Genomic DNA, 22,024 nt, shown 5'->3' with positions numbered 1-22,024 from the left:
TGAGGTCCCACCTCTTCCCATTCCGAACAGAGAAGTTAAGCTCACTTGCGCCGATGGTACTGCAATGCAATGCGGGAGAGTAGGTAGCCGCCTTCTTTTATCAAGAGCCTCGATTACGAAAGTAGTCGGGGCTTTTTTGTTTTCATGCGGATTTTGTTTTCTCACGCTGATTGCTATTTTATGTTGATTGTTTTTTTCTCACGCAGATTTGGCTTTCCCTTCGGCCGCCGATTTTCAATTCGCAGATGACGCAGATTCTTTTAGCTGTTTTTCCTTTTACCTTTTTACTCTTTTACCCTTTTACTTACAGTTCATTGCTGAATGACAACTGTTGCTATCTAATTTCAGTTTTAGGGTAGCTTTATGCAGAAAAGTAAGCAAAAATGATAAAAATGCATCAAAAAGCAATAATTTTTAGGAATTTATGCTTGTTATTGTAAAAAAAGTCTTAACTTTGCAGCGGATTTGAGAAGATAAGCTGTTTTGGCAATTAAAGATGGAGAAACATCCGGCTGGAAAGGAGCATCTTTCTCATATATAGATTCACTTATAACAACTTTATAAATTAAAAGATTCGATTATGAAAGTAGCAATTGTTGGTGCAAGTGGCGCAGTAGGACAGGAATTTTTGCGTATCCTTGCCGAGAGAAATTTCCCTATGGATGATTTGGTGTTGTTTGGTTCTGAGCGTTCTGCCGGACGAAAATACAACTTCAAGGGAAAGGACTATGAGGTCAAACTTTTGCAGCATAACGATGACTTTAAAGATGTCGATATTGCTTTCACATCTGCTGGTGGCGGCACTTCTGAGGAGTTTGCCGAGACTATCACCAAGTATGGTGCCGTGATGATTGATAACTCTAGCGCATTCCGTATGTGCGACGACGTGCCTCTGGTTGTGCCTGAGGTAAATGCTGAGGATGCCTTGAACCGCCCTCGCAACATCATCGCCAACCCTAACTGTACCACCATCATGATGGTAGTAGTGTTGAAGCCTATCGATGACTTAAGCCATATCAAGAAAATCCATATCTCTTCTTATCAGAGTGCTTCGGGTGCTGGTGCTGCTGCCATGGCTGAACTTGAGCAGCAGTATAAGGATATCATCGAGACTGGTAAGACTGAGCATATCAATAAGTTCCCTCATCAGTTGGCATATAATGTCATCCCACAGATTGACAAGATGACTCCTAACGATTACACCAAGGAGGAGATGAAGATGTATAACGAGACCCGCAAGATCATGCACTCTGATGTTCGCACCAGTGCTACCTGCGTTCGCGTTTCTTCACTTCGTTCTCACTCAGAGAGTGTTTGGTTCGAGACAGAGAAGCCATTGGCAGTAGAGGACATCCGCAAGGCTTTGGAGGCTGCTCCAGGCGTAACCGTTAAGGATGACGCACAGAACTACGTTTATCCAATGCCATTGGAGAGCGCCGGTAAGGACGATGTATATGTAGGTCGTATCCGCAAGGATCTGGCTGATGACAATGGTAACACATTGTGGTTGACCGGCGACCAGATTCGTAAGGGTGCTGCCCTGAACGCAGTTCAGATTGCTGAGTATTTGATTAAGGTTGGCAACGTAAAGTAAGCCATACCTTATTTATATAAAAGAATATAAGGAAGTTAAGGGATAATGAATTTTATCTCTTAACTTCTTTTCGTCTTTATACGATTCTGATCAGATAGTAAAGATATGCTGGAAAGATTCAAACAATTACTCGGTGAGATGAACCGGGGGATTTATGAGAAGGAGACGGAGATATCCTTGTCGCTCCTTGCCGCTCTGGCAGGTGAGAGTATCATCCTGCTGGGACCTCCGGGAGTGGCAAAGAGTATGGTGGCACGACAGTTGAAAACGGCATTCAAGGATGCCCGGAGTTTCGAGTATCTGATGTCGCGATTCTCTACGCCAGATGAAATCTTCGGTCCGGTGAGTATTCAGAAACTGAAGACATCGGATACTTACGAGCGTGCGGTGGAGGGATATCTGCCTACTGCAGATGTGGTTTTCCTGGATGAAATTTGGAAGGCGGGACCTGCTATCCAGAACACGCTCCTCACGGTGATTAATGAGAAAATCTTCAGAAATGGTAATCGCGAGATGCATCTTCCTTTGAAACTTCTTGTGGCTGCTAGTAATGAACTTCCTGCAAAGGGAGAAGGACTGGAGGCGCTTTGGGACCGATTCGTCATCAGAATAGAGAGTAGACCGATTAAGCTGGAGAAGAATTTCCGGGCGATGCTGCTGGATTCTAATGAGTCTCACACGGATCTCACTGATTCCACGGATGAGGCTAATGTTATGTACAAGAAGTCTTCTGTAAAGCAAACGCCAATGGGAGTAGAAACATCAGAAAGAGATTTGTTTATTTCTGAGAATACAAAGAAAAAATCTGTGAGATCTGTGAAATCCGTGTGCGATATAAGAATATCCCCTGAGGAGTATGCTGAATGGGCGGAGAAAATCTGTAAGATTGGCGTAAAGGAGGTGGTGCTTGATGCAATTTCCGCCATCCGTAAATCTCTGAGAGCCGTGAATGTGGATGAGGCTGCCGAACGCCGAAATATCTATGTGAGCGACCGCCGATGGAAGAATATCGTCCGTCTGCTTCGCACTTCTGCCTTCATGCAGGATAGGGAAGAGGTGGATATCTGCGACCTGCTTCCTATCTACCATTGTCTGTGGCAGGAACCGGAAGAGCGGGATGCTATCAGATGCATCGTGATTCGTGCACTCTTTTCTCCTTTCGCAGAAAAACTCGTGGAGATGAAGAATGCGCTTGCCGAAGATATTAAGTATCATCGTGTTCGCAGAAATCCTGGTGATGGCAGAGATTACGAGGGGGAAATCGAAACCCTTTCGGATGGCTTGACTTCGCTGGAAAGGCAGTTGGGCGAGAATCTCTTCGTGTCTTCGGATGATAAGACAGAAATTTCGGTCTATCTTCGTGATTTCTATAAGGAGTTGGCGTTTACCAGACAGGATACGATGAAACTTTACGAGGCATAATATGATGAAGTTCTATGAGGTATAATATGATGAAACTCTATGAGTTTTATTCGCCTTCTATTATTTATACATTAATTATATACAGAAGATTCAAAACATTATGAACGAACAGAAAATATTGACTCCAGAATTGGAGGCGCGTGTTCACCTGGCGGTGGAGAACTTTATGCAGGGCTATGGCTGCTGCCAGTCGGTGGTGGCTGCCTTTGCCGATTTATATGGTCTTGATGATGAGATGGCGAAGCGCATTGGTGCCGGCTTCGGTGGTGGAGTTGGCAGAATGAGAATGATGTGTGGAGCCGTTTCGGGCATCGTGGTGCTCGTTGGCTTGGATTGTGGACAGACCGAGGGGGATGACCGCGAGGGTAAATCGGCTTGCTATAAGGTGGTGCAGGATTTGCTAGCCAAATCGAAGGAGCAGAACGGCAGCATCATCTGTGCCGAGATTCTGGGCTTGAAGGGCCATGAGAAGGCGCAATCCAGCTATGTGGCTTCGGCAAGAACGGCAGAATACTACAAGTCTCGTCCTTGCGCAGCCAAAGTGGAGAGTGCTGCAAGAATCTTCGCAGAATATCTGATGGAGAAAGAGAAGGCTTAGTCTTCCTATAATATATAAGAAGCTTTTTACCAATTTGGTAAAAAATATCGAATAAGATGAAATACCAGAATAACAAGGATTTGGCGGAAGCACAGTATTACTTGAAGATGCTGGACGACTTCTGCAAGTCGGGGCAGGTGAAGATTCCTGATCCGACAGGCACAGCCATGCCTTGGAATTTGAAGGAAGACCCGCTGAAGGATTATCTGATTCATCTCTTTACCCTGAAAGTGACGATTCCGGAAACTGGTGAAGAGGTGCAGAAATTCGTGCGCCAGGTGGTGAACAGCAAAATCAAGAGCAAGGTGTTCTATGATTGCGTGGGAAAGTTTATCGTGGAATGCGTTCATCACATGCGATTCCAGCGCCAGCGTGCCTGGACCGAAAGTCATCGGGCTGATGATGTGCTCGACTGGACTCCCTTTAAGAGAATGGATGAGCAGGTGTGGCTTCCGCTCATTGACCAGTTGGAGCAGGAACACCAGGAGGATGGATTCGATAAGTCTTTCTTCCTGAAACTGATGGCTGGCGATGGAGCTTCGAAACCCGAAAACTGGGAGCGACTGGTTAGAGACTGGAAGGTGTGCATCGACCATCAGGTATTGAACAAACTGAAGGATTTTATTTCTCTCCGTCAGAATAATTTCGAAACGGGATTGGTTCGCATGATGGACCAGATAACCCGCAACATGAAGACGAAGGGCGTTTCGGAGCAGCGAGCCGTACAGGCCTGGGAACTGATGACGAACGGATGGACGGAAACGGAGTTTGAACGCCGCCTGAACCAGGTGAAGATTCAGGATCAATATCCGGAAATCAAGGAGATTGTGGCGAAGATGGGTCGTGTGGCAGATGCCAACGGCAAAGATAGGCTCACCATCGCTTCGGGGGTAGAGATGAAGATGGAGCATTCCGCAGGAAGTGACATCGAGGGCATTACCGTGGGCGATGATCTCAACTCGCTTCTTCCGCTGGAGTTGGCGCAATACAGCGATGAGGATATGGAGGGGCTTTTTATCTATAAGTATCGAACCCGCAGGCTCCAGACTTTCCGTTATAAGAGCGAAATGTCGAAGCCTTCCCGCAAACTCGGCTTTACCCATGCTTCCCGAAAGGGTCCGATGATAGTCTGTCTGGATACTTCGGCGAGTATGTATGGAACGCCTGAAAGGATTTCTTCTACGCTGATATCCCTGTTGGAAGAAACGGCAGAGGATTTGGAGCGGGATTGCTTTCTGATAGATTTCTCCGTGAGCACCCGTGCCATCGATCTGATGGCGAAGCGGAAGGCGGAGCGGTTGAAGAGGATTGGAATCACGGTTGTGGAAGTTCATGAATCTTCCGGAATTCCCGGAACTTCAGAATCTCCCGAAAATTCTGCTGGTTTGTCTTCTGATGGTCAGGCTCATACGGGGCGTGGTATCAGGCGCCAGCCTACAACAACCCATCTGCCTTTTATTGGTGGAGGAACTTCGGCTAAGAAGATGATGAACCAGATGTTTGATTTGCTGGATAACGATGGTCTGCATTATGTGAATGCCGATGTGCTTTGGATTACGGATTTCCTGATTCCGAATCCGCCACAGCAGATGTTGGCGAGGTTCAAGGAGTATAAGGAAACCGGCACCAGGTTTTATGGCATCCGGATAGTTCGGGATGATGACAAGGAGCCGAATGAATGGAAGGATTATTTCAACCATATTTATACCATAAAGTATAGACCGTTGAGGAGGTATTAGGAAGATTAATTTAATAAACAAAAAGTTCTGTTTGCATCATTGTATTTGCAGACAGAACTTTTTTATTTTCTAAAAGATAACTTTATGTTTCTGAGTCTTATTTCGCATTTTCCAAAGCTTCCTTTTTCTGTGGAATCACCACCGAAGCTCCGATGCTGACGAGCAAGACGAGGATGATGAATACCAGCGAACTTACTGCATCAATCTCGAAGAAATCGTGGATGAGCATCTTTACACCGATGAACACCAGCAGCACGCTCACGCCCACCTTCAAGTAACGGAACTTATCGGCTATCGCTGCCAGCAGGAAGAAGAGGGCACGCAAGCCCAGGATGGCGAAGATGTTGGAGAAGAACACCACGAACGGGTCGAGCGAAACCGAGAACACGGCAGGGATACTGTCGAAGGCGAAAATCAGATCGCAGAACTCGATGAACACCACCGTCATTACCAGCGGACCCAGATGCAGGCGTCGCTGCATGAACTTCACCACCGGATGGTCGAGGGCGTTGATCTCTTCCTTCTTGTTCCTGTTGAGGAACATCTTGGCGCCGCTGTAAACCAGGAATCCTCCGAATACGAGCAATATCCAGGCGAATCGGCTGATGAGGGCAGCACCCGCAAAGATGAAGACGAAGCGAAGCACGATGGCTCCCAGAATACCCCAGTTCAATACGTGCTGGTAATCTTTCTTGTCCACTCCGAACGACGTGAAGATCATCATCATCACGAAGAGATTATCCACCGAGAGCGTCTTCTCTATCAGATAACCCGAGATGTAAGAGATGGTCATGTAGTGGCGATATTGCTGCAGACTCCCTTCATAATCGTTCGGATCCAGTTTGAGATGAGAAGCATAGCGCGAGGCTATCAGCTTCAGGTCGTCGAAGTTCTCTATGCCGTGCACCATGTCGCCATGAAAGTAGATGAACACGGCAAAGGCAAGTGCGAGAATAATCCATACAGCCGTCCAGGAGCCGGCTTCCTTGATGGAAACCACATGCGCCTTTCGGTCGATGACCAGCATGTCTAATACGAGTATGGCGGCGATGAATATCACGAAGCCCACCAAAAACATCGATTCAGTAAAAACATGTTCCATTTTTCTTTTTTCCTTGTCTATTTTATATAATACCTAATTTTATAGTTGAATCTTCATATTCATTTCATCCGTTAGAAACGTGGACGCAAAATTAGGAAAAATATCTGGAATAGCGAAGGTTCCGGTGCAAAACTTAATTGTATTTAACGTGAAAGATGAGAATGTAACGGGTTTGTAATATATTGGAATGTAGAATATAACTTTTGATTTCTCGAAAAATACTCCTGATTTCTCGAAAAGTACTCCTGATTTCTCGAAAAGTACTCTTCTTTCTTATCGTAATTTTGTATTTTTGCCTCATCTTAGGTAATCATAAGCATCATTGATTCAGTAATCATCAGTATTGTTGAATCTATGATTATACGTGAAACAGACAATCATTGGAAATTAATAACAAAACAATCAATCAATATGAATGTAAAGCAGAAAATGGGAATGGCGTTCGGAGTGTTGGCGATGGCTTTGTCTCCATCTGCCCTGATGGCTCAGAATGACTGGAAACTGGTATGGAGCGATGAGTTCAATACCGATGGACTTCTCGATTCCAAGGTGTGGAACTACGAGGAGGGATTCAAGCGCAACCACGAGGCGCAATGGTATCAGAAAGCCAATGCCTATTGCAAGGATGGCAATCTCGTAATCGAGGCACGCAAGGAGAAGAAGTCTCGCAGAAATCCCGGTTTCAGGAAGAACAGCAGCCGATGGCCTGAGAACATCGAGAAGATTCATTATACCTCTGCCTCGGTGAATACGGCAGAGAAGAAGGAGTTTCTCTATGGTAGGGTAGAAGTTAGGGCAAAGATTCCTACAGCGGGTGGTGCCTGGCCTGCCATCTGGCTTCTGGGACGCGGCATGGACTGGCCGTCGAATGGAGAAATCGATATGATGGAGTATTATCGCAGGCAGGGTGTGCCTCATATCCTTGCCAATGCCTGCTGGGGTACCGACAAGCCTTGGACGGCGAAATGGAACAGCAAGGCTATCCCTTTCACCCATTTCACCAATCGTGATTCGCAATGGGCTGATAAGTTCCACGTTTGGCGCATGGATTGGGATGAGCAGAGCATCCGTCTTTATCTGGACGATGAACTTCTCAACGAGATTAGTCAGGCAGAGGCGGTGAATGGCAAGCTGGGCAATGGCGATCAGCCTTTCAAGAAGCCGCAGTATCTCCTGCTCAATCTTGCTCTGGGCGGTGATAATGGTGGCGAAATCGATGATTCCGCTCTTCCGATGAAGTATTTCATCGATTATGTAAGGGTGTATCAGAAGAAATAATTCCGCCAACTCCCACAACGGATTTGGGTCAACTGCCACAACAAAAATGCGCCAACTGCCACAATGAAAAAGCGCCAACTGCCACAACGCAAAGCACCCATCTCGTATTCCGGAAGCAGAAAAGATGCTTTCTTGATATGAGATGGGTGCTTTTTTTTAGATGTGAACAGCTTACTTCTTCTTGGTCAGCATATAGTGCTTAGCCATGGCGCCTTCAGGTTCGGTACCGAGTGAGTCGGTCATGATAAGACTGTTGGCATCCTTCACCTTGAAGTAGGTTGTCTCGCCGCTGGATGGGCGGATGATTTCTACCACGTTGTTTGCCAGAACCTTGAAGATGCCGCTTGCTTCGTCGTGACCGTCCTTGCGCTCCAGATAGTCAGCTGAGTACTGGTATGTACTGTCGGCATTAAGCGTCAATACAGTCTTGATTCCCGGGCAGTCGGCAGCAGGGAGAGTACCTTCGTAAGTGCCTGCGATAGAATCGAGAACCACATCGTTCGAATTGAGCGAATCTTTTTCTGCATAGCTGAGGCTATCCTGGTCAGCCTCCTTATTATTTGTCTTCTTGCCGTTGCAAGAGACAACAGACAATGCAGCGATAACGGCTGCAGTCAAAACTAATTTCTTTTTCATACTATACCGCTTTTTTAAGTGAATACTTTCTTTCGCAAAAATACACTTTTATTCCGTTACCTGCAAACTTTTCATGTAGAATTTATAGAATATTATACTATTTTCTTAATTACTCACTTTGCCTAAAAAACAGGAAGGAATGATGGTTCATCCCCCTCCTGTTTCTTATAGATAGTTATGCCCTACGGCATACAGCTCGTTACACCCAAGGTGGTGGCAATCGCAGTCAAGATTGATATCGCAATCTGAATGATAGTTTTCCAAGTGTCCTTCTTCATCTTTTTTTAGTGATTAATTGTTAGTGATTAGTGATTAATTCTTTTGCTGCTTAAACACAGCCCCCGAAGGGGCTCTGCTTTTAGAAGCCTACGTCACTACCTCCTCCCTGGGTGCCGCCGCCACCTTCCTGAGTTCCGCCACCACCTTCCTGAGTTCCGCCACCGCCCTGGGTGGTATCACCGGTGTTAGAGTCGCCGCCTGGCTTGCCGGTTCCTCCGGTGTCCTCGCTGGTGTTATACTCGTCGTAGGCAACAATCTTGGTGAGCTTCTTCAGCTCAGCATTGCTCCACGACTTCGTATTTCTCACAATCAGGTGAACGCCCTGCACGCTTGCAGCAGACACCTTGTCCTTGCTCACCTCGCCACGCGAAGTCATGCCGATGGAGAACAGACCGAGGTCGGAGATACGCACGCTCTTGCCGTCGAGGATCAGGTGCTTCAGACAGTCCAAAGTGTCCATCAGCACACCGTGGATAGTACCACGACTGTATGGCGAGTTGTGCTCAGAGATATGAGTCACGAAGTCCTCAAAACTCATCTCACGGTCGCTCACTGCGGTAGCATACCAGAGTTTCTTACCTGCGTTCTCTCCACTCTGTGGAGTACGCGTTACTTTGCGATACTTACAAGTTCCTTGTCCCATAATTTTTTAGTGTTTAATTTGTTAATGATTAATTGTTAATTATAAATTGTAAATTATTAATTGCTTCCATCTTTCTTCCGATTGGCGCCTATATCTTCCGATTGATGGTGTGAAGGAGAGGTGGCAGCCTTTCTCCTAATCACGATGCAAAGATACGGCTTTTTTTTGATTCCACCAAATTTCGGGTTGTGATAAGGGCCGATTTCAGCAGCTTTCAAATTGTAAGTTGGTTAATAATTACAAGTCATAGTTTTGAGAGAAGAAAAACATAGAGTTGCGGAGCAGAAAAAATAGAGTTGTGACTTAAATGTCTTCAAACAAGCTTATTATCCGAAAAATCAATCAACTGCAAAAATGACTCAGTGACTCAGAGACTCAGTGACTCAGTTTATTTCAAGCCGTATACTTTTCTCTCTATAGAATAGATATTATATATATATATATAATATAATTTATATACTTACAATTTATAATCAAGATTGGTAGATAGGGGGTCTGAAATAAACTGAGTCACTGAGTCACTGAGTCACTGAGTCAAAAATTGCTCTTTCAACAGTTTCCAGACGAGTAACTCTTTCTAACAGATACTTCCAGATAGAGATAGTGTATTTATGTATTTTCAAGAGTATGAATCCTCTTCCTTTTTATTCCATTGATTGTTCTATAATGTAAAAATAAAAGCTACACACAATATTCCCCCACACGCTCTGTAAGGGCAAAAGCTTTAAACCCTCAAAAGCTGCGCAACATAGAGAAGTGCGACTTTGAATTTAAGTTCTGATGCACTAATCTTGCGATTTCATTTGTTTGCCAATATGCTACTAAAAAACTTTTTCTTAAACTTTTAAAGAAATCTCTTGTTTGTTCCAAATAAAAAATGTATCTTTGCTCTCAAAATAAACAAAAACAATTATCGATGGAGATTTGGTAAAAGTAAACCAAAAAGATTTATAGCAATCTCAGAAAGAGTTTAATGAGATAACTACACTCTGTGAGCATCTTCGAGTATATCTGCAGCAGATTTCCTTCCCTTCGCCATGCGCTTAATATCACCTATCGCATGAATGATGAGATAACCGCTTTCGTCAGCAGGAATGTTTATGAATCTGATGAGCAAGGATTTAAGGAAGTGTATCACCGGATTTCTAAAATGATTATTTGTTGAGGCTTTGCCTCTTCATATAGGAAGTGTAATATAAAGCATAAGATTATGAGAAATTTTACATTAAGAAAAGGGTTCTTGGAGAGTAATTTCGGGACCCGCAGCTCTTTTAAGGGCTTTGTTATGTTGGTAGTTATGTTGATCATGACTGCAAGTAGTGCAATGGCTGAAGTCGTAGATGGGCTTCGTTATAATTTAGATTCAGAAACGAAGACAGCTACGCTCTTGCCTAAAAAGAATGGTTATTATTCTGGTGATATCGTCGTTCCGGAAAAGGTGAAGGGTAATGATGGGGTAGTGTATGTTGTTACTGCATTTGAGGATAGATGCTTCTATGATTGCGGTGGTTTAACCTCCATCACCATCCCTTCTTCTGTTACTTCCTTGGGTCGATCTTGCTTCTGGCATTGCAGTGGTTTAACCTCTATCACCATCCCTTCTTCTGTTACTTCCTTGGGTCGATCTTGCTTCTCTGGTTGCAGTGGTTTAACCTCTATCACCCTCCCTTCTTCTGTTACTTCCTTGGGTGATTATTGCTTCTATAATTGCAGTGGTTTAACCTCCATCACCATCCCTTCTTCTGTTACTTCATTGGGTGATTATTGCTTCTATGATTGCAGTGGTTTAACCTCCATCACCATCCCTTCTTCTGTTACTTCCTTGGGTCGATCTTGCTTCTCTGGTTGCAGTGGTTTAACCTCTATCACCCTCCCTTCTTCTGTTACTTCCTTGTGTGATTATTGCTTCTCTGATTGCATTGGTTTAACCTCCATCACCATCCCTTCTTCTGTTACTTCATTGGGTGATTATTGCTTCTATGATTGCAGTGGTTTAACCTCCATCACCCTCCCTTCTTCTGTTACTTCATTGGGTAAAAATTGCTTCTATGGTTGCAGTGGTTTTGAAACTGTTTATTTTAAAGGTAAAGTGCCAGAGTATACATCTCTATCAGGTATACCAACTACAACTATTATTAAAGTCCCAACAGAATACCTTCAGGACTATAAGGATGTTTTGGTGGGATTTAGTTATATCTATGCCTGGAATCCTGATGGATCAGGTGATGATACAAAACCGGTTACTCAATGTGCCACTCCATCCGTTTCTTACGAATCTGGAGAGTTGAAGTTCGCTAGCGAAACAGCTGGAGCTGAGTATCATTATACGATAACGGATGCTGATATGGCTTCTGATGCTTATAGCAAGGAAGGTAAGGTTACTCTTTCTGCAGCCTATAACATATCAGTTTATGCTACTGCTGATGGCTATACTGCATCTGATAAGGCGGAAGCTACGCTGTATTGGATAAAAGCTAATCTGGATAATGGAACCAATATCAACCTGGCTAAAATACGTGGCATCGTGGCTTCGGCTCATGATGGCATCGTCAGCATTTCCGGCCTTGATAATGGCGAGGTAGTGAAGTTCTTTGCTGCTGATGGCAAGTATCTCGGTTCTACGGTTGCAGCGAACGGTGCTGCCTCTTATGCCGTTTCAGAAAATTTAGTTATCGCCAAAGTGGGTAAGGATTCTATCAAGATTGCAATGAAATAAGGATTGGGTCCAGGGCTTGCTGGAGTCATCTAAAATTTACTGAGTCCACTTTAAAAAGTCATTATACAGAAAAGTCAAAAAATAGCATTTTCGATAGCGAGAAGATATGAATGAACGTGATAATATGAAAACGTTTTGGTATAAATTCTAATATATTCGATATTGCTATCAAATTTATACCGCAAGGATTGCGCTTCCTGTAACTACTCAGCACCCATATGGGCGCTGAGTAGTTAAGTAATAGATATGATAAATCATACGCCGACAGGTATATGAGAAAGAAGCAGATCGAGAGGGTGGGACCACTTCTTGACCAGATGATCATTGATGATATCTCTCCTCTTAAATTGATGAAAAATGAGTTTGATATTGCAAATCCTACTGTCAGAAAACTGAGAAATATGAATCCCTCTGTATCACATAATACACTTAACAAATTCTGCTATATTATAGGTTATTATCTTCATCAGGAAACTGTGGCGGTGGAGAACTACCAGAAGCATGTTAAGGAACGTGAGCTATGGCTGAAAAAGCTCTTTGAGATGAAAGAAAGATACCATAAAATATATGGTGAATCGGCTGATGATGTAGGAGACTTGATTAGGAAGAAGATTGATTTGCGTAAGTTCGTAACGCAAGGAATCAAATAAATATAATATGTCGTCTCATACCAGCTATGAGCGGTAAGAGTTTAATAAACATACACAAATCTTTAAAATAATGGAACATTCATTATGTCTTTGGGGGCATGTCTGAGCTTTATGCCGTTCTATGTCCCCGATAGCAACGTCACCTTGTGAAAATCGCAGGGGCCAACTCCACTAACTTGTGAGGTAAGTAATGGTCATTTTTTCATGAAATTTTTTATATGAAAAAGTTGGTGACAAGGTTCTTTCTCAGAACCTTGATTGCTCTTGCCAAGACGGGGGCAATCAGCCTAAGTGTAGTTATCGTAGTCTCTATCAACGACAATTCTGCGTTGGAGATGATTACAAGTGCCCATAACCTTTTAAACCTAATAAGCTATGACAATCAAGATTGCAATTGATATCAAAGAATTGAACATTGGTGGCGGATTCCATATTGGTGACAATAACTTTGGTTGTCCTTCTGGGAAGAAGTCCTCTCGACCTTCATCGGAGGATGAAATCAATGATGCTGATTTTGAAGTGGTAGATGAGGATGAAAAAGGTGATGAACCTGATTATTCTCAAAAAGTTCCTTTAGGCCTTCCTTTTGCACCTCAGATACCTAAAGAATTGATTGGAGAGAAGGCTACACGAATCTTTTTGAAATTGTATAAGAAGGAGATTTTAGATGAGAATTTCCAGCCTCTCAATCTCTCCGCCTGTCAGAAGGCGTATCTTGCTTATCAGATAGCCTGCAAATTGAATATAAATCATGTATGGAAAGTGTTTTCGGAATTTTGGCACATGAAGCCTTCTGTGATGAGAACACGATATAATGAAGCCATTTCTTCGCCTTCTATAGCAGAATTTTATGAAGAAATCAAAGAATGTTTACAATAATACGGCTTTTTAGCAAGTAGTACTAGTACGACCGTACGGGGTACGTACTAGGTTCGTTCCAAATTTTCGCCGTATCTTTGCCCCGGAATTCAGAACCAACATGGTCTGGGTTCCGGGGCTTTTCCGTATATGGAAAATTGGTACCACTTCCGGGGTACGGGATTTGGCGAATGGTCGCAGCTCCAACTTGATAATACATATAAATAAGTATGGTTAAAAATGATATGAAACCGTATGTTTTCAAGCATCCGGATTACGGAACGCTCAGAGTACTGGTAGTGGACGGGGTTCCTTATTACGGCATTCTCGATGTGAGATTCATCTTTGACAAGGAGCCTAAGAAACTCTATAAGGCTATCGCAATCTCTACAGGTGAAGTAAAGAGCTTCAAAATTTTGGTGAAGCCTCATAAGAAGAAGAACCACAATCCTTTCTTTTATGGCGAGGAGATTGGGGTGGCTCGTAAGAGAAAAAAGGATGTAACCGTGGATTACAGCTTCTGTGATGAACAGTTGATTGCTGATTTGCTGAATCTGAACAACCCTGACGAGAGATTGGGCTTCAAGTGGATTACTAGATTCGTGAAGAGGGTTCTTGCCTGTCCGGAGGTACGTGTGCTGTATGATGCGCAGGAGATAGAGGTGTTGGCAGACAACTCCATCAACCAGCCCAACCGCATCGTCTTATCCGATAATACACTTAGAATCAACGACCAAGTTCTTCGTTAATAACATATCTTTCTAAAACTTCAACATATATGAGCAAGAAAAGTTTTTTGGCAGCTGCTGAGGCTGCTGCACAGGCGCTTTTGAACGCCCAGAGAGTAGATGCCAGTGTGATTACTGACGAGTGTGGTAACGTGGCTATCCGCAAGGCTCCTTGGAACGATACGGAGACCATTGCAGAGGACGCTAAGGTGATTCCGGGCAGAATGGTATGCAGCGGAGGCGAATGCGGCGACAAGCTCGACTTCAAGCCTTATGCCATCACGGGCGAGAAGAGATATACCGAAATCATCCATACCTCGCATGGCGCCCTGAGAACATCCCCTCAGCGTGTGTTCGCTTCCTTCTCCTTTCCTAAGGACATGAACAAGGCGGACATTATGAAGTATCTTTACAAGGAGGTGCTGGAAATCAAGGGCAAGGCTAAGCATTTCAAGGAGGAAGTGGCATGGGAACAGTACAAGTAATGGCATTGAATCCGGCTCGCAGGGGCAATATGGGAAGACTCAACTCTTCCCAGCCTCTGACGGTCTACGACAGCCTGACAGCCCAGAGCTGGCTGAAGGGCGTGATAGAACAGATACGTGGCGAGAAGCCGGTATCTGGCGTTGATGACGGCGACGGGACGGCGGTGAAGAAGGCTAGAGAGGCGCTGAAGAAGCAGTTGCCTATCCGTGCCATCCACTACTACAGATTCAGGAACAACCACCGTTCTGCCGAGGATGCGGACCCAGAGAGTTTCCTCTTCCAGACCACCATCGATGTAGACGATATGGAGTATGTGGAGCAGGCGCTGGAGAAGGCGCGCGAGCTGAACTGCAGCGACGGCATCTGGAAAGGGATGCTGCTGCATCTGGAGTATTCGGCAAGAAAGAAACTGCATATCGACATCCGCATGCCGATGGGGATGACCATCGAGGAGACGCAGAAGGCGTATTGTGAGGCTGCTGGAATCCCGTATGACAAGAGCTGCATCACGCCCGAAAGAATCATCTTCATCACGGATAAAGGCTCCGAAATCTACCGTTCCAAGGACTGGTATGGGGTGCTGCCCGCAGAGGAGCTGAAAGCCCGCAGAGAGGCTTTTCTGAAGCGTGGCCTGACGATTGACGGCAGGGGGACGGCTCGCTATAGCTTGCTTGCCGGGGATTGCAAATCCCCGGAACGCCTGGTGGGGGACTTTCAGGGGCAAGTACCTAATGATAGTAATCATAAAGTTCCAAGTTCAAATCTCAAAGTTCAAAGTAATCATAAAGTTCCAAGTTCAAAGTTCAATGTTCAAAGTGAAGACAATAGACTTCCGGGCACTAGTGGCGATAACGCTGTTTCTTCTGGCTCTGCTATTCAGCCTGCCCAACCTGGTGATAGCAATCGTGTTGATGATTCTCATCTCAGCCCTGCTGGAGATGCTCAGAATGCTGGCAGAGTGGCAGCCACAGAAGCAGGTTCTGCCAGTGAGAAGAATCTGATAGCCTTCGACCTGTTTCAGGAATCTGCGGGACTGAAGGGGATGAATATTGACACCGTGGGGTCCAGACATTCCTCCCTGCTCGCCATCATGAGTGCCGGAGCATCACGAGTGATGAGCGAAGAGGAGCTGATGAAGGTGGTGGCAGAGAAGATGCCGAGCTATTATCAGGAACCTGACTGCCATCAATTAATCCATGATTTCTATGCGAAATATGGCGACAGCTCGAAGCCTTTTTCAAGAGACGTGATCCGCATCAACGCCACCGCAGAACAGGCTGCATTGGGAGTGAAGAGTGAAGAACGAAGAGTGAAGAATTCAACGGCTTATGGTAATCATACAGTTCAAAGTTCAATGTTCCAAGTTCAAAGTAACGAAGTTCAAAGTACAGAAGAGACCGAGTATCCCGCCCCTCCACCGATGCCGAAGAAGCTGCCGAAGCTGGTGGAGCTGCTGATTTCCAGGACACCGGAGATTTATCAGCCAGCCGTGGCTTGTGCCATCTTTCCTCCTCTCGCCACTCATCTCTGGAAGACGAGATTCAGATATATCGACAATGTGGAGCATGAGGCAACCCTATCCAGCGTGCTGCTTGCCGGCACAGGAGCAGGAAAGAGCTGCGTGCAGAAACCTATCGATTTCATCATGGAGGATATCCGTAAGCGTGACCAGGAAAACCTGAAACGTGAGAAGGAATGGAAGGACGAAATGATGCGCAAGGGTGCCAACAAGGACAAGCGCAAGCGCCCCGAAAACCTCATCATCCAGGAGATTGATGCCGACATGACCAACCCAGCCTTCGTGATGCGTACAGCTGAAGCCAAGGAACATTTCCTTTACACTTCGCTGAACGAAATCGACCAGTTTGATGCGCTGAAAGGTATCGGCAGTCAGCAGTTCCGCATCATGTGTCTCGCTTTCGACCCAGATAATCAATATGGTCAGACTCGTGTGGGAACCCAGAGCGTAACCGAGCGTGTCACCATCCGTTTCAACTGGAATGCTTCCACCACCATCCAGAAGGGCATCAAATACTTCAAGAGGGTGCTGACCGACGGACCTATCTCACGTATCAATTTCTGCACCATCCCGGAGCGTGATATCGGTGAGGATATTCCCATCTACGGCACCTACGATGAAGAATTCAGAAATGCCCTGAAACCCTACATTGACAATCTCTGTATGGCAACGGGACTGGTGGAATGTCAGGAGGCGTTCGAGCTAGCCAAGGTGTTGAAGGATGAGAATGCGGAGTTCTCCCGTCTGTCGCAGGATAGAGTCTACGAGAACCTGAGCTTTCGTGCCAACGTCATCGGCTATCTGAAAGCCTGCGTGCTCTATGTGGCTAACGGCTACAAATGGGAACCGGAGATAGCGGATTTCATCCGCTGGAGCGAGCGCTACGATCTCTATTGCAAGATGCGCTTCTTCGGGGATGCCATCAAGAAGGCTATGCGCGAAGGAGATCAGGAAAGCAAGAAGGGACCAAGCAGTATCCTTGAATTCCTGCCCGAAAAATTCAACTACCAGCAGGTAGAGAGCTTGCGTCTGAAGAATGACATGAACGCCAAGGGTACGGCAAAAATGCTGAGAAACTGGATACGCCGTGGCTATATTGAGATAGAGGAAAGCGACTCAGTGACTCAGAAACTCAGTGACTCAGTTTATTTTAAAACCTATCCTAAGAGTTAGAATGAAATCAGAATTTAGCGTATGGAAATAGTAGTTAAGCGAATAGCTAAGAAGAATACTTATACCATCGGCCGACTGTATCTGCTGGCTGATGGTGATGTGAAGCGCAAGGCGCTGTCGGGCAGGAATGCCGGCGACAAGCGCAGCTTCAGAAACTGTTTCGACATGGAGAAGCTGTCGAAGGATACTTACTTCTGCGATACCCTGGAACCGACGTGGCGCAACCTGAAGGGGATAGACTTGAGGCCGGAGGAGGTGGATGCCAGGTACAGTCGTCAGAGCGGTAAGGTGGCGAGAAAGATTCCGGGGCATACCGCCATTCCCGAAGGTTCCTATCGGGTGCTCATCACCCTGTCACCACGATTCAAGGAGTGGCTGCCGTATGTCCAGGGCGTGCCTGATTTTGAGGGCATCCGCATCCATGCCGGCAATTATCCCGACGATACCCAGGGCTGCATCCTGGTGGGCGAGAACAGGCTGAAAGGCATGGTGGTGAACTCCCGCATCTGGCTGCATCGCCTGATGAAACGCATCAGGGAGGTGCAGAAAGAGGGCGAAGCCGTATGGATAACCATAGTTTAAATGATGACTGGCACAATCTCTTCTTCGTCAGGCCAATGAGGCAGATAGAGGAGCGGGCGAGGGGGTCCCCCCAAGCCCGTCCAGTCTATCTGTTTCACAAAGTCGAAATCGGGAGGACCGAAGTCAAAACTTCTGCCATAAAGTACGATGGCACCTCTGCCTTCGTCTATCTTCCACAATCCGCCGCCGTAGGTGCATTGCTCGCCTGGAGCCAGCATGTCGCGATGCAGGTAGACGTGGCCGAACTTCAGCACTCCGTCTCTATTGATGATGAATTTCTGAAACATCTCTATTTCTTCTCCCAGAACATTTTGTCGATGAAATCATAGCGCTTCTCCATCTGGGCATCAGACTTTACGACGGTGTTCTCATCAATCTGAAGCACAGGGGCTACTGCCTTGCCGTTGGTGGATGGCCACTCAGGCAGACCCAGACCATTCGGATTGCCGGTCTTTACAAAGTTGACGTAATACTGGTTGAAGATGTCGCTGATCATGTAATCGTCAGGCTGCCAGTCGAATACGCGGTTGGTTGGCAATGTGCCCATTGCATACTCGATGTCGGCAGAGTGAACGGCACCCTTATCTCGTGGAGCAGGAGCTGCACCTTCCTTGGCATCTACCACGCCGCCAGCCAAAGCTGCCACCTTGCCCTTGATGGCCATCGCAGGACGAGGATGACAATAGCGGTAGCGGTAAACTGGCTGTCCGCCGGTCAGCTTGTGCATGTTGCCCCACTTCCAGGTAGAATAATCCAGGAAGATATCTGAAGCCAGATCTACACCCGGCTGCTCCAACACATCCTTGTCGCTGTTGATTCCGTAAAGACGGAAGAGTTCATCGATGTTCTCTTCTCCGAAAGTAGCCTTGGCACCAGCCTTCAGATTTTCAACGGTAGGCTGTTTGCCCATCAATACCGCCCATGGAGTCATCTCCTGGTTGTTACCGCCAATGAGCAGAGGCACTTTGGTCTGTTCGCCCTTGGAAAAAACCTCTATAGGCTGTTCTTTCATGAAATATCCGTCGATGTTATAGACCGGAACGGCTCTTATGCCCGCCAGCTTCATCAGTTTCTCGGCAGGCAGGGCACGAAGTTCGTCGAGGTTCTTCATTCCTACGTTCTTTTTCACCTTCTTGCCTGTTTCCTTACCCATCTTCTCTGCTATTTTCTGGGCAAGCTGCACGCCTTTCTCCTCGGCTTCCTTCTGGGTGGCAATCTTCTTGAATCCCATCACCGAACCGCTGGAACCCATAGCCTGGGCAAAGAGTCCCTGGCAGAGAGGAGAAGCCATCAGGGCGCTTACAGACATGGAACCAGCCGATTCGCCCACGATGGTGATGCGGTTAGGGTCGCCGCCGAAGGCCTCAATATTGTCCTTCACCCACTGGATGGCAGCCACCTGGTCCATGAAACCATAGTTGCCGGAACCCTTATAGGAGGTCTCCTTGGAGAGCTGAGGATGAGCGAAGAAGCCGAAGATGCCTTCACGATAGTTGGCTGTGATGGAGATGATTCCCTCGCGCGCCATTGCATCGCCCGCATATCTAGGTTCGCTTCCGCTACCGGCCATCAGTCCTCCGCCGTTAAAATAAATCAAAACCGGCAGATGCTCCTTCATGGTCTTTGCCGGAGTCCAGATATTCAGATAGAGACAATCCTCGCTGTTGGTTTTCGTACCGAAGTTCATATCGCCGAAGATGGGTTCCTGCATCGGGTTAGGTCCGAACTCCTTTGCCTCGCGAACGCCCTGCCATTTCTGGGCTGGCTGAGGAGCCTTCCAGCGGAGATTTCCTACCGGTGGGGCTGCGAATGGAACACCCTTGAAAACAGTGATGCCTGAGAGGTCTTTTCCTTCGAGAATACCTTCAGCAGTCTTTACCTGAGTCTGCGCCATCATTCCCATAGTAGGGAGCAGAAAGGCGATGGATAAAAGTAGTTTCTTCATATCTTAATCTTTAGTTTCTTAAATTTCATAGAATCGTTTTGAAAATCTTGATCATGCATTTCTGCAATGATAATGCAAAAATAAACAAAATCTCGGTAACTTGGTTTGTTTTGTTCAATCTTTTTTCATATTTTTGCAGAAAATAAGCAAAATAACAAAAAGTTGAATCTTTAAACCCCTGATGATTATGATGAAAGGTTATGAACAGAAGAAGTATCCGGTAGCCACCAAGCGCTACGTGCAGTGGTTGGAACTGGAATCTGATGAGGAGGCTATCCGTGAATATCGCCGCCTGCATTCAGAAGGTGTGCAATGGAAGGAGATTCGTGACGGAATCCGTCAGGTTGGTATCCTGGAGATGGAGATTTACATCTTCGGCAACCGACTGGTGATGGTTGTGGATGCTCCCGTAGATTTCGATTGGGACAAGAAAATGGCAGAGCTCGCCACCCTTCCTAGACAGGCTGAGTGGGAGGAAGTGGTAGGCAAGTTCCAGAAGTGCGGCAAGGGTGCTACGAGCGATGAGAAGTGGCACATGATGGAGCGCATTTTCTATCTCTACGATTAAGCACTCTCTACGATTAAGTACTCTCTACGATTAAGCACTCTCAACGATTAAGCACTCTCAACGATTAAGCACTCTCAACGATTAAGCACTCTCAACGATTAAGCACTCTCAACGATTAAGCACTCTCTATGATTAATTACTCGGATAATCTTTGGAGGGAAGGATTATATTCCTTCCTTCCAAAGTTTTTTCAAGAAATCGAGGATGTAGATACATTCGATTTCTCCTATCTTTCGATTTATCGGGTCGAGCGATACAATCATCTGTCGGCTTTCCGGGTAATCAGATGCAAAAGTCTTGAGACCTTTCAGATGCCTTGGCAATACTTCCTCTACAGATTTTATTTCAATGGCAACTCTACCGTCACCTATCACGGCATCCACTTCTTGTCCTGTATAGGCTCGCCAATAACTCAATTGTTCTGTACTTTCCTGGTAGGAAAGCCAGGCTCTTAATTCCTGTATTACCAAGTGCTCAAAGGCATGACCATATTCTGCAGTGCCTCTAACCAGTTCCTTGCGATGCAATAAATGGTTGGCGACACCTACATCAAAATAATAGAAGCGGGGAGCCTGTACCAATCTGCGCTTCTTCGTCTTGGTGTAGGCTGGAATGCGAAAACCTAAAAGAGTATCTTCCAGAATGTCGAAATAGTTGCCTACGGTATTTGCGCTTACTCCACAATCCTGGGCGATGTTATTGAGGTTGATGATCTCACCATCTGTCAGGGCTGCAACTTCTAGAAATCGCTGGAAAGAGTTGAGGTTTCTCACCAAAGCTTCTTCCTTGATTTCTTCTTTCAGATAAACATCAATATAGGCTGAAAGACGTCGATGCGGATTCTTTGCCAGGTAATGTGGGGGCAACATTCCATAATTGATGGCTCGTTGGAGATTGAAGTCCGGAATCTCGGCACTAACGAATGGAAAGAGGAAAACCGGATAAGCTCTTCCGCCTAAGGTGTTGTAACCCTTTCGCTTCAGTTTTCGGGCACTGGATCCGCATAGGATAAATACGATTCCTTTTTCCGACATCAGACGATGCACTTCGTTGAGTAGTTCAGGCACTTCCGGTATTTCGTCTATGATGACCAATGTTCCCGTTTCTTTTTCTGAAAGCATCTCGTAGAGCAGGGAAGGACGGCGTTTGAATCGTCCTTTGATGGTAGTATCTAATAGGTCAATATAGATACAGTCAGGAAAAGTCTGGCGCAAGAAAGTGCTTTTTCCTGTTTGTCTAGCTCCAAACAGAAAAATGCTGTCTTCTAAATCATTGTCAATATGGCATATACGTTTAATCATAATAGCTCTTTTTTATAAGTTTCTATTGCGGATTTTCATAGATTATCCGCAATAGCGTTGCGGATTTTCATAGAATATCCGCAGCAAAGATACGATTATTTTAAGAAACGAACAAGTTTTCGGGAGGATATTTTCTTTTTTCTTCTGTTTTCGGTCAATAATCTCTAAAAAGTAGTAGAAGTCTCGGTTTTTCTTCGTATCTTTGCC

At 45.7% G+C, this 22,024-nt stretch carries 21 protein-coding genes and 1 rRNA gene; 15 read left to right on the top strand and 7 right to left on the bottom strand.

What is annotated here, in order from left to right:
* The 5 genes from rrf to ACTQ16_RS11895 all read left to right on the top strand — a co-directional run.
* Positions 1–96: ribosomal RNA gene (gene rrf, locus ACTQ16_RS11915) — 5S ribosomal RNA — on the top strand; the annotation flags it as partial.
* Positions 97–580: 484 nt separating this feature from the next.
* On the top strand, positions 581–1,594 hold the full coding sequence (locus tag ACTQ16_RS11910; RefSeq protein ID WP_117662130.1) for an aspartate-semialdehyde dehydrogenase: 1,014 nt from the start codon (positions 581–583) through the stop codon (positions 1,592–1,594).
* A gap of 105 nt (positions 1,595–1,699) precedes the next feature.
* Positions 1,700–3,016 carry an AAA family ATPase gene (locus ACTQ16_RS11905; protein WP_441937574.1) on the top strand — a complete coding sequence of 439 codons (1,317 nt, stop codon included), beginning with the start codon at positions 1,700–1,702 and terminating at the stop codon, positions 3,014–3,016.
* Positions 3,017–3,146: 130 nt separating this feature from the next.
* Positions 3,147–3,614, top strand: a complete 468-nt coding sequence (locus ACTQ16_RS11900; RefSeq protein ID WP_441937579.1) for a C-GCAxxG-C-C family protein — start codon at positions 3,147–3,149, stop codon at positions 3,612–3,614.
* A gap of 56 nt (positions 3,615–3,670) precedes the next feature.
* Positions 3,671–5,353 carry a kinase gene (locus tag ACTQ16_RS11895; protein ID WP_441937572.1) on the top strand — a complete coding sequence of 561 codons (1,683 nt, stop codon included), beginning with the start codon at positions 3,671–3,673 and terminating at the stop codon, positions 5,351–5,353.
* 97 nt (positions 5,354–5,450) lie between these two features.
* Here ACTQ16_RS11895 and ACTQ16_RS11890 read toward each other — a convergent pair whose 3' ends face one another.
* A complete protein-coding gene (locus ACTQ16_RS11890; protein ID WP_295345900.1) occupies positions 5,451–6,455 on the bottom strand; it encodes a TerC family protein in 1,005 nt (334 codons plus the stop codon).
* Between the two features lie 435 nt (positions 6,456–6,890).
* Here ACTQ16_RS11890 and ACTQ16_RS11885 point away from each other — a divergent pair, with 435 nt between their 5' ends.
* Entirely contained in the window at positions 6,891–7,733 is an 843-nt protein-coding gene (locus ACTQ16_RS11885) for a glycoside hydrolase family 16 protein (RefSeq protein WP_441937577.1), read from the top strand.
* Between the two features lie 171 nt (positions 7,734–7,904).
* Here the strand turns inward: ACTQ16_RS11885 and ACTQ16_RS11880 are convergent, their stop codons facing one another.
* The 3 genes from ACTQ16_RS11880 to ACTQ16_RS11870 form a co-directional block, all read right to left on the bottom strand.
* Positions 7,905–8,369 carry a copper resistance protein NlpE gene (locus tag ACTQ16_RS11880; protein WP_294972155.1) on the bottom strand — a complete coding sequence of 155 codons (465 nt, stop codon included), beginning with the start codon at positions 8,367–8,369 and terminating at the stop codon, positions 7,905–7,907.
* A 182-nt stretch (positions 8,370–8,551) separates the two neighbouring features.
* Positions 8,552–8,647 (bottom strand): smalltalk protein, encoded by a 96-nt coding sequence (locus ACTQ16_RS11875; RefSeq protein WP_153121734.1) that lies wholly within the window; start codon positions 8,645–8,647, stop codon positions 8,552–8,554.
* A gap of 80 nt (positions 8,648–8,727) precedes the next feature.
* Positions 8,728–9,291, bottom strand: a complete 564-nt coding sequence (locus ACTQ16_RS11870; protein WP_441937570.1) for an HU family DNA-binding protein — start codon at positions 9,289–9,291, stop codon at positions 8,728–8,730.
* Positions 9,292–10,282: 991 nt separating this feature from the next.
* Between ACTQ16_RS11870 and ACTQ16_RS11865 the strand changes: the two genes are divergently transcribed.
* The 8 genes from ACTQ16_RS11865 (at position 10,283) to ACTQ16_RS11830 (ending at position 18,003) form a co-directional block, all read left to right on the top strand.
* The gene (locus ACTQ16_RS11865; RefSeq protein WP_441937569.1) at positions 10,283–10,456 is read left to right on the top strand and encodes a hypothetical protein; all 174 of its coding nucleotides are present in this window, start codon (positions 10,283–10,285) and stop codon (positions 10,454–10,456) included.
* A 120-nt stretch (positions 10,457–10,576) separates the two neighbouring features.
* On the top strand, positions 10,577–12,007 hold the full coding sequence (locus ACTQ16_RS11860) for a leucine-rich repeat domain-containing protein (RefSeq protein ID WP_441937567.1): 1,431 nt from the start codon (positions 10,577–10,579) through the stop codon (positions 12,005–12,007).
* Between the two features lie 272 nt (positions 12,008–12,279).
* Entirely contained in the window at positions 12,280–12,657 is a 378-nt protein-coding gene (locus ACTQ16_RS11855; RefSeq protein ID WP_441937566.1) for a hypothetical protein, read from the top strand.
* Positions 12,658–13,032: 375 nt separating this feature from the next.
* Positions 13,033–13,536 carry a hypothetical protein gene (locus tag ACTQ16_RS11850; protein WP_264951618.1) on the top strand — a complete coding sequence of 168 codons (504 nt, stop codon included), beginning with the start codon at positions 13,033–13,035 and terminating at the stop codon, positions 13,534–13,536.
* 224 nt (positions 13,537–13,760) lie between these two features.
* Entirely contained in the window at positions 13,761–14,264 is a 504-nt protein-coding gene (locus tag ACTQ16_RS11845) for a hypothetical protein (RefSeq protein WP_441937564.1), read from the top strand.
* Between the two features lie 29 nt (positions 14,265–14,293).
* Positions 14,294–14,728 (top strand): hypothetical protein, encoded by a 435-nt coding sequence (locus ACTQ16_RS11840; protein ID WP_441937562.1) that lies wholly within the window; start codon positions 14,294–14,296, stop codon positions 14,726–14,728.
* Positions 14,710–17,421, top strand: coding sequence for a hypothetical protein (locus tag ACTQ16_RS11835; RefSeq protein WP_441937560.1), 2,712 nt, complete (start codon positions 14,710–14,712; stop codon positions 17,419–17,421). Before ACTQ16_RS11840 ends, ACTQ16_RS11835 begins: the two co-directional genes overlap by 19 nt.
* A 21-nt stretch (positions 17,422–17,442) precedes the next feature.
* Entirely contained in the window at positions 17,443–18,003 is a 561-nt protein-coding gene (locus tag ACTQ16_RS11830) for a DUF5675 family protein (RefSeq protein WP_441937557.1), read from the top strand.
* Here the strand turns inward: ACTQ16_RS11830 and ACTQ16_RS11825 are convergent.
* Complete coding sequence (locus tag ACTQ16_RS11825; RefSeq protein ID WP_441937556.1) at positions 18,000–18,290, bottom strand: hypothetical protein; 291 nt, start codon at positions 18,288–18,290, stop codon at positions 18,000–18,002. The two genes, ACTQ16_RS11830 and ACTQ16_RS11825, sit on opposite strands and share 4 nt — an antisense overlap.
* Positions 18,291–18,292: 2 nt before the next feature.
* Complete coding sequence (locus tag ACTQ16_RS11820; RefSeq protein WP_441937554.1) at positions 18,293–19,948, bottom strand: carboxylesterase/lipase family protein; 1,656 nt, start codon at positions 19,946–19,948, stop codon at positions 18,293–18,295.
* Between the two features lie 190 nt (positions 19,949–20,138).
* On the opposite strand from ACTQ16_RS11820, the gene ACTQ16_RS11815 reads away from it, so the two are divergent.
* Positions 20,139–20,516, top strand: a complete 378-nt coding sequence (locus tag ACTQ16_RS11815) for an L-rhamnose mutarotase (RefSeq protein WP_089544357.1) — start codon at positions 20,139–20,141, stop codon at positions 20,514–20,516.
* A gap of 164 nt (positions 20,517–20,680) precedes the next feature.
* Here the strand turns inward: ACTQ16_RS11815 and ACTQ16_RS11810 are convergent, their stop codons facing one another.
* Positions 20,681–21,817, bottom strand: coding sequence for an ATP-binding protein (locus ACTQ16_RS11810; protein WP_441937552.1), 1,137 nt, complete (start codon positions 21,815–21,817; stop codon positions 20,681–20,683).
* Positions 21,818–22,024: the final 207 nt, after the last annotated feature.

Origin of the sequence: Prevotella sp. LCP21S3_D2 (genome assembly GCF_052118345.1) — a bacterium.
Classification (GTDB): domain Bacteria; phylum Bacteroidota; class Bacteroidia; order Bacteroidales; family Bacteroidaceae; genus Prevotella.
The sequence above is the reverse complement of the archived record's forward strand: the minus strand, read 5'-3'. Positions and strand labels throughout refer to the sequence as shown.

Excerpts from the sequence above, each read along its gene's own strand:
- ACTQ16_RS11815 (WP_089544357.1), top strand. The coding sequence starts at position 20,139 with ATGAAAGGTTATGAACAGAAGAAGTATCCGGTAGCCACCAAGCGCTAC.
- ACTQ16_RS11890 (WP_295345900.1), bottom strand. The coding sequence starts at position 6,455 with ATGGAACATGTTTTTACTGAATCGATGTTTTTGGTGGGCTTCGTGATA.
- ACTQ16_RS11875 (WP_153121734.1), bottom strand. The coding sequence starts at position 8,647 with ATGAAGAAGGACACTTGGAAAACTATCATTCAGATTGCGATATCAATC.
- ACTQ16_RS11810 (WP_441937552.1), bottom strand. The coding sequence starts at position 21,817 with ATGATTAAACGTATATGCCATATTGACAATGATTTAGAAGACAGCATT.
- ACTQ16_RS11840 (WP_441937562.1), top strand. The coding sequence starts at position 14,294 with ATGAGCAAGAAAAGTTTTTTGGCAGCTGCTGAGGCTGCTGCACAGGCG.
- ACTQ16_RS11850 (WP_264951618.1), top strand. The coding sequence starts at position 13,033 with ATGACAATCAAGATTGCAATTGATATCAAAGAATTGAACATTGGTGGC.
- ACTQ16_RS11905 (WP_441937574.1), top strand. The coding sequence starts at position 1,700 with ATGCTGGAAAGATTCAAACAATTACTCGGTGAGATGAACCGGGGGATT.
- ACTQ16_RS11855 (WP_441937566.1), top strand. The coding sequence starts at position 12,280 with ATGAGAAAGAAGCAGATCGAGAGGGTGGGACCACTTCTTGACCAGATG.
- ACTQ16_RS11830 (WP_441937557.1), top strand. The coding sequence starts at position 17,443 with ATGGAAATAGTAGTTAAGCGAATAGCTAAGAAGAATACTTATACCATC.
- ACTQ16_RS11845 (WP_441937564.1), top strand. The coding sequence starts at position 13,761 with ATGAAACCGTATGTTTTCAAGCATCCGGATTACGGAACGCTCAGAGTA.
- ACTQ16_RS11880 (WP_294972155.1), bottom strand. The coding sequence starts at position 8,369 with ATGAAAAAGAAATTAGTTTTGACTGCAGCCGTTATCGCTGCATTGTCT.
- ACTQ16_RS11895 (WP_441937572.1), top strand. The coding sequence starts at position 3,671 with ATGAAATACCAGAATAACAAGGATTTGGCGGAAGCACAGTATTACTTG.
- ACTQ16_RS11825 (WP_441937556.1), bottom strand. The coding sequence starts at position 18,290 with ATGTTTCAGAAATTCATCATCAATAGAGACGGAGTGCTGAAGTTCGGC.
- ACTQ16_RS11885 (WP_441937577.1), top strand. The coding sequence starts at position 6,891 with ATGGCGTTCGGAGTGTTGGCGATGGCTTTGTCTCCATCTGCCCTGATG.
- ACTQ16_RS11870 (WP_441937570.1), bottom strand. The coding sequence starts at position 9,291 with ATGGGACAAGGAACTTGTAAGTATCGCAAAGTAACGCGTACTCCACAG.
- ACTQ16_RS11820 (WP_441937554.1), bottom strand. The coding sequence starts at position 19,948 with ATGAAGAAACTACTTTTATCCATCGCCTTTCTGCTCCCTACTATGGGA.
- ACTQ16_RS11860 (WP_441937567.1), top strand. The coding sequence starts at position 10,577 with ATGTTGGTAGTTATGTTGATCATGACTGCAAGTAGTGCAATGGCTGAA.
- ACTQ16_RS11910 (WP_117662130.1), top strand. The coding sequence starts at position 581 with ATGAAAGTAGCAATTGTTGGTGCAAGTGGCGCAGTAGGACAGGAATTT.
- ACTQ16_RS11835 (WP_441937560.1), top strand. The coding sequence starts at position 14,710 with ATGGGAACAGTACAAGTAATGGCATTGAATCCGGCTCGCAGGGGCAAT.